The organism is Neisseria sp. P0007.S010 (assembly GCF_051962875.1).
In the GTDB taxonomy this organism is placed as follows: domain Bacteria; phylum Pseudomonadota; class Gammaproteobacteria; order Burkholderiales; family Neisseriaceae; genus Neisseria; species Neisseria subflava_A.
In genome coordinates, this window is record NZ_JBQCUX010000008.1 from 1 (window position 1) to 11157 (window position 11157).

Annotated in this window: 11 protein-coding genes and 1 tRNA gene; 7 read left to right on the forward strand and 5 right to left on the reverse strand. The window is 47.8% G+C overall.

Annotated elements, in window-relative coordinates:
- Positions 1 to 256 precede the first annotated feature (256 nt).
- Complete coding sequence (locus ACTHR7_RS06950) at positions 257 to 742, forward strand: DUF4189 domain-containing protein (RefSeq protein WP_107867635.1); 486 nt, start codon at positions 257 to 259, stop codon at positions 740 to 742.
- A gap of 72 nt (positions 743 to 814) precedes the next feature.
- Here ACTHR7_RS06950 and ACTHR7_RS06955 read toward each other — a convergent pair whose 3' ends face one another.
- The 4 genes from ACTHR7_RS06955 to ACTHR7_RS06970 all read right to left on the reverse strand — a co-directional run bounded on the left by ACTHR7_RS06955 (position 815) and on the right by ACTHR7_RS06970 (position 2352).
- Entirely contained in the window at positions 815 to 1255 is a 441-nt protein-coding gene (locus ACTHR7_RS06955; RefSeq protein ID WP_070583965.1) for a hypothetical protein, read from the reverse strand.
- 71 nt (positions 1256 to 1326) lie between these two features.
- Entirely contained in the window at positions 1327 to 1773 is a 447-nt protein-coding gene (gene smpB / locus ACTHR7_RS06960; RefSeq protein ID WP_003679566.1) for an SsrA-binding protein SmpB, read from the reverse strand.
- Between the two features lie 84 nt (positions 1774 to 1857).
- A complete protein-coding gene (locus ACTHR7_RS06965; RefSeq protein WP_003679564.1) occupies positions 1858 to 2073 on the reverse strand; it encodes a hypothetical protein in 216 nt (71 codons plus the stop codon).
- A gap of 75 nt (positions 2074 to 2148) precedes the next feature.
- Entirely contained in the window at positions 2149 to 2352 is a 204-nt protein-coding gene (locus ACTHR7_RS06970) for a cold-shock protein (protein ID WP_070460950.1), read from the reverse strand.
- Between the two features lie 257 nt (positions 2353 to 2609).
- Between ACTHR7_RS06970 and clpS the strand changes: the two genes are divergently transcribed.
- Together clpS and clpA are read left to right on the forward strand one after the other, a co-directional pair.
- Complete coding sequence (gene clpS / locus ACTHR7_RS06975) at positions 2610 to 2921, forward strand: ATP-dependent Clp protease adapter ClpS (RefSeq protein ID WP_070460948.1); 312 nt, start codon at positions 2610 to 2612, stop codon at positions 2919 to 2921.
- Positions 2922 to 2924: 3 nt separating this feature from the next.
- Positions 2925 to 5204 carry an ATP-dependent Clp protease ATP-binding subunit ClpA gene (gene clpA / locus ACTHR7_RS06980; protein ID WP_440370569.1) on the forward strand — a complete coding sequence of 760 codons (2280 nt, stop codon included), beginning with the start codon at positions 2925 to 2927 and terminating at the stop codon, positions 5202 to 5204.
- A 66-nt stretch (positions 5205 to 5270) separates the two neighbouring features.
- Here the strand turns inward: clpA and tkt are convergent, their stop codons facing one another.
- Positions 5271 to 7250 (reverse strand): transketolase, encoded by a 1980-nt coding sequence (gene tkt, locus ACTHR7_RS06985; RefSeq protein ID WP_377072333.1) that lies wholly within the window; start codon positions 7248 to 7250, stop codon positions 5271 to 5273.
- Between the two features lie 443 nt (positions 7251 to 7693).
- Between tkt and ccoG the strand changes: the two genes are divergently transcribed.
- From ccoG to ACTHR7_RS07005, 4 genes are all read left to right on the forward strand, one after another.
- Positions 7694 to 9178, forward strand: coding sequence for a cytochrome c oxidase accessory protein CcoG (gene ccoG / locus ACTHR7_RS06990; protein WP_293208382.1), 1485 nt, complete (start codon positions 7694 to 7696; stop codon positions 9176 to 9178).
- A gap of 5 nt (positions 9179 to 9183) precedes the next feature.
- A complete protein-coding gene (locus ACTHR7_RS06995; RefSeq protein ID WP_293208379.1) occupies positions 9184 to 9750 on the forward strand; it encodes a FixH family protein in 567 nt (188 codons plus the stop codon).
- 675 nt (positions 9751 to 10425) lie between these two features.
- Entirely contained in the window at positions 10426 to 10986 is a 561-nt protein-coding gene (gene pgsA, locus ACTHR7_RS07000; protein WP_003679552.1) for a CDP-diacylglycerol--glycerol-3-phosphate 3-phosphatidyltransferase, read from the forward strand.
- Between the two features lie 94 nt (positions 10987 to 11080).
- Positions 11081 to 11156, forward strand: a tRNA-Gly gene (locus tag ACTHR7_RS07005).
- Position 11157: the final 1 nt, after the last annotated feature.

Below are 11157 nucleotides of genomic sequence, written 5' to 3' on the forward strand. Positions count from 1 at the left end.
CTTGATCCAACTTCAATAGTGGGAAACGGTCGATGTGTTTGGCGATCATGGCTTGGACGGTTTGCTGGAAGAAGGTGGTCATGGAAAATCCCCTAAATGTCTTGGTGGGAATTTAGGGGATTTTGGGGAATTTTGCAAAGGTCTCGGCCTATAATCTATCTGCCACACTCAAATATTCATTTTAAAAGCAAATTTATATCAAATAAGTACTTTTGCTTTATAATAACAACAAATACCCAACAAACAGGGAACAAACATGAAAAAAACACTAACGACACTTATCCTTTGCGCACTGACTCCTGCCGCCCTGGCTGCCGATACTTACGGCTACCTGGCCATGTGGCAAAACCCTACCGACAGCAATGAAGTGCTGCAAATCAAAACCACCAAAGAAAATGCCACCCAACTGGATGCGACAGCCGAACTCGAAACATTCTGCAAAGGCCAAGATGCCTTAGCCGGTATCAGCGCAGGCCAAGCAACAGGCTGTAAAACGGTTGTCCCACTGCACAATACCTGTATCGCTGTTGCCTACCCTAAAGCCATGGGCAAATTGACCGCGCAAAACGTAGTGGCCATTACCTCCCCTCGTTTCAAAACCGTGCATCAAATTGCCTTGAACCAGTGTATCAAAAAATACGGTTCACAAGGACAATGCGCTTTAGAAACAGTCTATTGCACTTCCGAAACCTACTATCAAGGTACGGTCAAAACCCTTTGGGAAAAAATCAAATCCATTTAAGGCCGTCTGAAAACAAAACCGGCTTGCCCGATATGCTCCATATCGCGGCAAGCCGGTTTTTTATTCTGGCTTTTATTTGCTGTTTTTTTCCAACAATTTGGCCACAACACCTTCAGCCTGTTTCACCAAATCAGGATTGGTTCGGAAGTGGTTTTCATCATTTAAAGAGTAGCTGACAGTAGAAACCGCATACTTCGTGCTTCGCAACACAAATACGCCTTTACGCAAGATTTCGTCATTGCCTTTGGTTTTGTAACGCAGGTTATACGGGCAAGAAGAATCATACAGTTTGCTGCGGTTGTCCGCTGTCACAATAGTGCTACCAATGCCGCGTTTTGCCAAAGCTTTAGACAAAGCACGATCCAAATCATGCGGTCTTACTTTTGCATTTTGAATGATGCAGACATGTTTGATACTGGTCAGCTCTTCAGGTTTCAATACTCTTTGTTCCGTAGTGGAACACGCGCCCAGCAACAATACGGCTGAAGCCGCTGCTAAAATCATGGTTTTCATCTGTTTTCCTTTTTAAAATTTTCAAACAATAAATATTCAGACGGCCTTTACAAAAAGGCCGTCTGAAAAAATCAACGTACGTTTTTCATCAAACGCTGTTTCTCACGCTTCCAATCCGCTTCTTTCAGGCTTTGGCGTTTGTCATGCTGTTTCTTACCCTTGGCCAAACCGATTTCCACTTTGATTCTACCACGGGTGTAATGCAGGTTTAAGGGCACAATCGTATAACCGGCACGTTCGGTTTTACCGATTAACTTGTTGATTTCCGATTGTTTCAACAACAACTTACGCGGACGGACAGGGTCGGGTTTGACGTGTGTCGAGGCAGTGGGCAATGCAGTAATGTGGCAGCCCACCAAATAGAATGCGTCTTTTTTCCAGTAGATATAGCTTTCTTTTAATTGCACGCGTGCAGCGCGGATGGCTTTGACTTCCCATCCTTCCAATACTATACCGGCTTCGATTTGGTCTTCGATAAAGAAATCGTGAAAGGCTTTTTTATTATTGGCAATACTCATTGTGCTGATTCTTTACAAACTTTTCAGACGGCCTATTTTATCAGGCATGCTTAAAAAATAAAACGGCAAACGGTTTTGAAACGTTTATTCGCTTAAAACATGGCGACGGTAAAAGCGGTCTATATCGGCAATGGCTTTTTCATCTTCAGGGCGCAAATCCAGTTTCAAATCGGCAAGGCGGATCAAGATTTGGTCTTCACGCTCAGCAACGGCGCAGCTGACTTCGCCTTCGCTGCGAAAATGACGGATAAGCTCGTCTAGCTGGTTTAAAGCATTTTGATAAGATGAATTTTGATTCATAATTTTTAACCCGAACGCCCATAAAAAATGGCGGGAAACCCCGCCATGATTTTACGGCTTATGCCGCGCATTTGATTAAGCAGCTTGAATGTTAGCAGCTTGTTTGCCTTTAGGGCCGGTGGTTACGTCGAAAGATACGCGTTGACCTTCTTTCAGGGTTTTGAAACCATCCATGTTGATCGCTGAGAAGTGAGCGAACAAATCTTCGCCACCTTGATCAGGAGTGATAAAACCAAAACCTTTAGCGTCGTTAAACCATTTTACGATACCGGTTGCCATTAGAAACTTCCTATACTTAAAAATTAACAAAATCAGCAAAACAAGGCATACAAAAAACTAAAACGTTCAGCGTTTCTCCCACGTATTGCATACGCGGTTGAGTGCCAACTTCTGCTTAACCGTCTTTTTACATTTGTTAAGACAAAACGTCAAGCTATGTTTTCAAAAAAGTGGGAAAATAGAAAAAAATTGCCGAAATACAACAGAAAACGGTTTGCACTCTAAAATAGGCCGTCTGAAAACTGAAACCTAAGATTATGAGCCATCCGAATACCGACCACCAATCCGATACCCTGCTCAGCGATATCAACACACAGCCGCCGAAACGTTACGGCGTATTTTTATTGAACGACGATTACACCACAATGGAATTTGTCGTCGAGATCCTGACCGAAGTCTTTATGCTTGCACAGGAACAGGCAGTGGCCGTCATGTTGCTGGTGCACCACGAAGGCAAAGGCCTGTGCGGCACCTACACGCGCGATATTGCCCAGACTAAGCAACATCAGGTCATGGAACGTGCCAAAGCTGAAGGGCATCCGCTCAAATGTATAGTCGAAGAGGTTTAAACCATGCTTTCACCCGAATTGGAACACATCCTGCAACTGCTCTACCGTGAAGCACGCAACGCGCGTTATGAGTTTATCAGCTTAGAGCACCTGCTTTTGGTGCTGATAGAAGAAGATGCAGCTGTGCCGAACGTCTTGAAACTGTGCGGTGTGGATTTGAAAGTCCTGTCCGAGCAGCTTGCCGCCAGCGTTGCTGAAAATACACCGCAAATTCCCGATCATCTTCTGGATACGGTCGAAACCCAGCCGACATTGGGCTTCCAACGCGTCATCCAACGGGCGATGGTGCATACCCAGTCTGCCGGTAAAGCCGCAGTAGAGCCTTTGGATATTTTGGTTGCCATGATGAGCGAATCCGAAAGCCATGCCGTTTATTTCCTCAAATTGCAATCCATTACGCGCTTTGAAGTCTTGCGTTGCATTGCCCATGGCTCACCCGATGACGAGGACGGCAATGATTCAGACGGCCTGGGACGCGAGGGCGAAGAAGCGGAACAAAAAACCGGCTCCCTTTCCGACTACACCGTCAACCTCAACGACGAAGTCAAAGCCGGCCGTATCGACCCTTTGATTGGTCGCAAACACGAAATGGAAAGGCTGGTACAAATCCTGTGCCGCCGCCGCAAAAATAATCCGCTTTTGGTTGGCGAAGCTGGCGTAGGCAAAACCACACTGGCGGAAGGCTTGGCACATCAAATCGTCAACGGCGACATTCCCGATGCGCTTAAAGATGCCGAAGTGTACGCGCTGGATATGGGCTCGCTTTTGGCGGGTACGAAATACCGCGGCGACTTTGAAGCGCGGGTCAAATCCGTCTTGAAACAGCTCGAAAAAATCCCGCACGCCATTTTATTCATCGACGAAATCCACACCATCATCGGCGCGGGCAGCACCAGCGGTGGCACGATGGACGCATCCAACCTGCTCAAACCCGCATTGGCGAAAGGTTCATTGCGCTGTATCGGCGCGACAACTTACGACGAATACCGCACCATTTTTGACAAAGACCACGCCCTAAGCCGCCGTTTCCAAAAAATTGACGTGGTCGAACCCTCCGTTGCCGAAACCGTTCAAATCCTGCGCGGCTTGAAACCGATGTTTGAAGATTTCCACCAAGTCCGCTATACGCAAGGTGCACTTGAAGCCGCCGCCGAACTCTCCGCACGCTACATCAACGAACGTTTCCTGCCCGACAAAGCCATCGACGTGATGGACGAAGCAGGCGCGGCGCAACGAATTCTGCCCAAATCCAAACAGAAAAAAGTCATCGGCAAAGCGCAAATCGAAACCGTCATCGCCAAAGTCGCGCGGATTCCCGAAAAAACCGTGTCGCACGACGACAAACAAGTGTTGCAATTCCTCGGCCGCGATTTGAAAAACATGGTTTACGGTCAGGAAAATGCCATTGATGCGTTGGTTGCCGCCGTCAAAATGTCGCGCTCCGGCCTCGCCCTGCCCGATAAACCGATAGGCAGTTTCCTCTTCTCCGGCCCGACCGGCGTCGGCAAAACCGAAGTCGCCAAACAACTTGCCTACTCGATGGGTGTACCGCTGCAACGCTTTGATATGTCCGAATACATGGAACGCCATGCCGTATCGCGCCTCATCGGCGCGCCGCCGGGCTACGTCGGTTTTGAACAAGGCGGCCTTTTGACCGAAGCTGTCAACAAACAGCCACATTGCGTGTTGCTCTTGGACGAAATTGAAAAAGCCCACCCCGACATTTTCAACGTCCTCCTGCAAGTCATGGACGCAGGCAAACTGACCGACAACAACGGCAAGAGCGCTGACTTCCGCAACGTCATCCTGATTATGACCACCAACGCAGGCGCGGAAAGCCTCAGCCGACCCAGTCTCGGCTTTACCTCCAAACGCGAGCGCGGCGACGAAATGCAGGCAATCAACAAACTCTTCACGCCCGAGTTCCGCAACCGCTTGGACGCGATTATCCCATTTGCGCCCTTGTCCGAACCCATTATCGTCAAAGTCGTGGACAAATTCCTGCTCCAACTCGAACACCAGCTCCTCGACAAAAAAGTTGAAGCCGAATTCACACCGGCATTGCGCAAATATCTGGCAGAAAAAGGGTTCGACCCGCAAATGGGCGCGCGCCCGATGCACCGCCTGATTCAGGAAAAAATCCGCAAACCGCTCGCCGACGAACTCCTGTTCGGCAAACTCGCCGAAGGCGGCTTTGTATTGATAGATTGGGATGCGGCAAAAGAAGAAGCCGTGTTGAAGTTTAAGAAAAGCAAGGTCAAACCTGAAACAGAAACTGTTTAACCAACTGAAACATAAAAAGCCGTCTGAAATTTCAGACGGCCTTTTTATTTCAATCAAAAATCTGATTTACAAAACGGATTTAACAGTGGCAACCACATTGTCTACGGTAAAGCCGAATTCTTTGAACAGCAAGTCAGCAGGTGCAGACTCACCAAAGCGGTTGATACCGACCACTGCGCCGTTCAAACCGACGTATTTATACCAACCGTCGGCATGTCCGGCTTCTACGGCTACGCGTGGCAAGCCTTCCGGCAGAACCGCGGCTTTATAGGCAGCATCTTGGCGGTCGAATACATTGGTAGAAGGCATGGAAACAACGCGCACGGCAATACCTTGTTCTGCCAATACTTTTTGCGCTTCCAGAGCCAATTCAACTTCAGAACCGGTAGCAATTACAACAGCCTGTGCATTGCCTTGAGCTTCACTGATTACATAAGCACCGCGTTTGATGTCGTTTAGCTGTTGCTCATCACGCGCTTGGAATTTCAGGTTTTGACGGCTGAAAATCAGGCTGGACGGATGATCGGCCGCTTTAACAGCTTCAGACCACGCTACCAAAGATTCAACGGTATCGCATGGACGCCATACATCCATATTTGGAATCAGGCGCAGAGTGGCAGTTTGCTCGATAGGTTGGTGGGTCGGACCGTCTTCGCCCAAACCGATGGAATCGTGGGTGAACACAAATACAGGGTTGATTTTCATCAGCGAAGCCATACGTAAGGCATTACGCTCGTATTCGCTGAACATCAGGAAAGTCGCGCCGAATGGTTTAACACCGCCATGCAGGGTAAGGCCGTTCATGATTGCGCCCATGCCGAACTCGCGCACACCGTAGTGAATATAGTTACCGCCGTGTTCGCGGGTAACGGAAACGCTGTTTGACCAGTCAGTCAAGTTAGACGGGGTCAAGTCGGCAGAACCGCCCACCAATTCAGGCAGCTCTTTAGCCAAGATTTCGATGCTGTTTTGACTGGCTTTACGGGTGGCGATGGTTTCGGCTTTGGCGCACACTTCTTTCAATGCGGTTTGAACGTATGCATCGAAATTGTCCGGCAGTTTTTTATCCATGCGGCGCACGAATTCTGCAGCTTCGGCAGGATATTTGGCTTGATATTGAGCGAAGAGTTCGTTCCATTCGGCCTCAAGTTTCGCGCCTTTTTCTTTTGCATCCCATGCTGCATAGATTTCTTGAGGGATTTCAAACGCAGGATAAGCCCAACCCAAATGTTTGCGCGTGGCTTCGATCTCATCCGCACCCAAAGGCGCACCGTGGGTTTTGTGACTGCCTTCTTTGTTGGCACTGCCTTTACCGATTAAGGTTTTGCAGCAAATCAGGGAAGGTTTGCCGGTTTCGGCTTTGGCCGCTTCAATGGCCGTCTGAATGGCATCAGTGTCATGACCATTGACATTTGGAATCACATGCCAGCCGTAGCTTTCAAAACGTTGCGGAATGTTTTCGGTAAACCAGCCGTCCACTTTACCGTCGATGGAAATATTGTTGTCATCATATAAAACAATCAGTTTACCCAAGCCCAAAGTACCGGCAAGCGAGCAGGCTTCGTGCGACACGCCTTCCATCATGCAGCCGTCGCCCATGAAGACGTAGGTGTGGTGGTCAACGATGTTCAAGCCGTCTTTATTGAATTCGGCAGCCAAGATTTTTTCGGCCAAAGCCATACCCACTGCGTTGGCAATACCTTGTCCCAATGGGCCGGTCGTGGTTTCCACGCCGTCGGTGTAGCCGTATTCCGGATGGCCGGGGGTTTTGCTGTGCAGTTGGCGGAAGTTTTTCAGGTCATCAATGGAAACGTTATAGCCGGTCAGGTGCAACAGGCTGTAAAGAATCATGGAAGCATGACCATTGGAGAGGACAAAACGGTCGCGGTTGTAGAATTTCGGATTGGCCGGATTATGATTGAGGAACTTCGTCCACAATACTTCCGCCATTTCCGCCATACCCATAGGCGCACCCGGGTGGCCGGAGTTGGCTTTTTGTACGGCATCGACTGAGAGGAAACGGATTGCGTTTGCCAGTTGAGACATGGTTTGACCTTCCTTGGACAAGATTGGAAATATGAAAAAGTGTGCCGATTATCGCCTGAATCAGCCGTGCTTTCAAGAATAGCCTTTGATATTTGCATTGTCAGACGGCATGATTTCCAATAGGCCGTCTGAAACGGACAGGATAGATGATATTAACTGTTATTTCGTTTTGAAACAGTGCTTTATATATTTTTATCGTGTAAATAGCAAATCACTATAAGTTTGCATACAGGCTGATTCGTAAACCTTTGAATACTGCCCTTTTCAGACGGCCCTACATCAAACGGCCACAAGGAATCCATCGTTAAGACGAAGTCCCTCTTTTGCTTTGAATAGAGTCAAATGGTATGATTTGTATGCACGCGAAAGGCCGTCTGAAAATATTCACATCAAACTACTACCATGACAACAGGCTTGTGTGCACTTCATCAAGGAACACTGAAATGTCACCAGAAAACCAAACTGAAAACACCACACCCTCAACAGAAAAAACAGCAAAAGCCACTCCGCCCAAACCTTCCAAACCCAAATCCAGCGTAATTCAAATTCATCCCGAAGGCGAACGCATCCATCCGAAAAAAGCAGAAGGACGCTTTGCCAAACTGCGTATCGCCGCCGTATTGGCGACCCAGTTTGTATTTTACGTAATTCCATGGTTTAACTGGAGTGGCCGTCAGGCTGTCTTGTTCAACATTCCAGATCGCCATTTCTATATTTTCGGCCTGTCACTGGGCATGGGCGATTTGATTTACCTTGCCTTGCTGCTGATGATTTGTGCTTTCGGCCTGTTTTGGTGGACAACCATTGCCGGTCGTCTGTGGTGCGGCTACTCTTGCCCGCAAACGGTTTACACCGAAATCATGCTTTGGATCGACAACTTGGTTGAAGGCGACCGCAACAAACGTTTAAAACTGGAAAAATCGCCTTGGAACTTTACTAAAATCCGCATTAAAGTCACCAAATACCTACTGATTTTCCTTGTCTGTGCATGGACAGGTATAACTTTTGCAGGCTGGTTTGTCCCTATCCGCCAGTTTGTTCCCGATTTATTCACCGGAGCAGCAGGCGGCGGCGCAATGTTTGCTGCAGCGTTTTATGGATTCATGACCTTCTTCTTTGCCCACATTATGCGCGAAAAAGTGTGCCTGCATATGTGCCCATATGCACGCTTCCAAAGTGCAATGTTTGACAAAGACACGCTGATTATTTCCTACGATACCGAACGTGGCGAACCTCGCGGTGCACGCAAAAAAACCGCCAACAAAGAAGACAGCGGCTTGGGCGACTGCATCAACTGCACCATGTGTGTACAAGTCTGCCCCGTCGGTATCGACATCCGCGACGGTCTGCAATACCAATGCATCGGTTGTGCAGCCTGTATCGATGCTTGTGATGAAATCATGGACAAAATGGGTTATCCGCGCGGTCTGATCCGTTACACCACCGAAGGCGCAATGGAGCATGAATACCCTGAAAGTGACATCAAAAAACGCCTGAAACGCCCTCGCGTTGCAGGTTATGGTGCAGTATTGTTTGTGGTTATTATTGCTTTCTTAACCGGTATTGCCACCCGCAAAATGGTCGAAGTGGATATTCTGAAAGACCGCGGCGTGATGGTGCGTGAAAACAGCCAAGGCTGGTTGGAAAATGCCTACAACCTGCGCATCATTAATAAGAGTGAACATGAACAGACTGTTACTGCAACAGTCAAAGGTTTTGATGATATCACCTTGACCGGCTTACCAGAAAACGGTATTAAAATTGCGCCACGCGAAACCGTGACTATTCCGGTTCAAGTGTCCACCCTCCCTGAGTACGCCGAAAAAGGCAGTCAGCCGATTGAATTTACCTTCACATATCGTGAAACCGATGCCGCTGATGCCGAACCGACTGTCCTGAATGAAAAAGCAACCTTTATTGGAGAATAACAACGGTGTCCCAACCCAATCCCACTAAGCCTTGGTATAAACACATTTGGCCTTGGGTGCTGATGGCAGGTCCCATCTTTGTCGTTATCGCCAGCGTGTCTATGTTCTTCGTCGCAAAAGAACATACGACGGACTTGGTTTCCGACGATTACTATAAAGACGGCAAACACATCGAAATCCAGCTTCACCGCGATGAAGAAGCCGTTAAACGGCAGATTCAGGTGCAGGTTTTAATCAGTCCGGACATGAATGCCGCCAAAGTATTCGTCAGCGGACAATTCGATCCCAAACAGCCATTAAACCTGCTGCTGATGCACCCGACACGCAAAGCTGACGACCAAACCGTCAAGCTGCGCGCCGTAACTGCCGAACCGCAAAACGGCCGTATGGAATACGAAGCCGTCTTTAAGCCTTTACGCCAAACCAACCATTGGTACTTGCGAGTTGAAGATACCTCAGGCGTGTGGCGTGTTGAAAACAAATGGATAGTCAGCCAAGGCAACGCAGTCAATCTGACGCCTATGGACAAATTGTTCGACAACGGCAAACAAGCCGCTTCAGAAGAACAATAAATCCCATGTCAGGCCGTCTGAAACCTTTCAGACGGCCTGAAAATCTTTATATCCTCTATCATTCTTTAAAATATGATTTTTTCCAATTGGCGCAGACTGACAGAAAATGAAGTCCGTATGGCAAAACAAGTTTTTGCGGACAGCATAAACTTCCACCGCATCAAAATATATTGCGGCATTCCACTTATACCCAACCCCAATACCGCTATCGCCCCCAATGGAAATATATATTTCCCGCGCAAACACTGCCCTGATGATTTCACTCAAGCCGGCATCGCCTATAAAATCTGGCTGATTCATGAGCTGACACACGTCTGGCAACACCAGCGCGGTCACAAAGTTTGGTTATCCGGTTTATTCATTATGCTCAAAGGCGGATATAGGAAACGCAAAGCTTACGCCTATCCCATGCCTTTGCCTCACTTCAACCAACTCAATATTGAGCAGCAGGCCGACCTCGTTGCCCACTATTTTGCAGCCACTTACCTGTCCAAAAACATTTATACCCCTCAACAACCCATTTTTCAGACGGCCTTAACAGACTTTCTTCACAACCCGAATAACAAAGCCCTTTGCCCACGTTACTTGTCGGCAAAAAAACAACACTCAAAAAAGCCCAGTAAGCAAATAAGCTATAATGGACAATCCGACACATCGTCCAAAAGGTCACAAACCATGCCTTGGAACATACCTATTTTACTTACCTGGATGCGCGTCCTATTAATCCCCGTGTTTACCATCCTATTCTATTTACCGAACACATGGATTCAACCACAAACCGTCAACTGGACAGCCGCTATCATCTTTGCACTTGCAGCTATTACAGACTGGTTTGACGGCTTTTTAGCACGTCGCTGGAAACAAACCTCCGACTTTGGCGCATTCCTCGACCCCGTTGCCGACAAACTCATGGTTGCCGTTGCCCTACTCCTGCTCGTCAGCCTTGGCAGAACATACGCTATCTTCGCCATGATTATTATTGGCCGAGAAATTACCATTTCCGCCCTGCGCGAATGGATGGCACAAATGGGCAAACGCGGCAGCGTTGCAGTGGCCACTATCGGCAAATTCAAAACCACTGCCCAAATGATCGCCATCTTCCTTTTACTTATCGGCACAGACAAATATAACGACCCTTTCTATCTCATTGGTAACATATTGATGTTTATAGCATCTGTATTGACCATCTGGTCCATGTGCTACTACCTGAAAATGGCATGGAAAGAATTCAAATAAAATTTTTAAAAAAATAAAAACAAAACACTTGACGCACACGATTAAATCCATAATAATTGCGTCTTCTTCGATATACGAAGCAACAAATATCAGAGCGGGAATAGCTCAGTTGGTAGAGCGCAACCTTGCCAAGGTTGAGGTCGCGAGTTCGAGACTCGTTTCCCGCTCCAT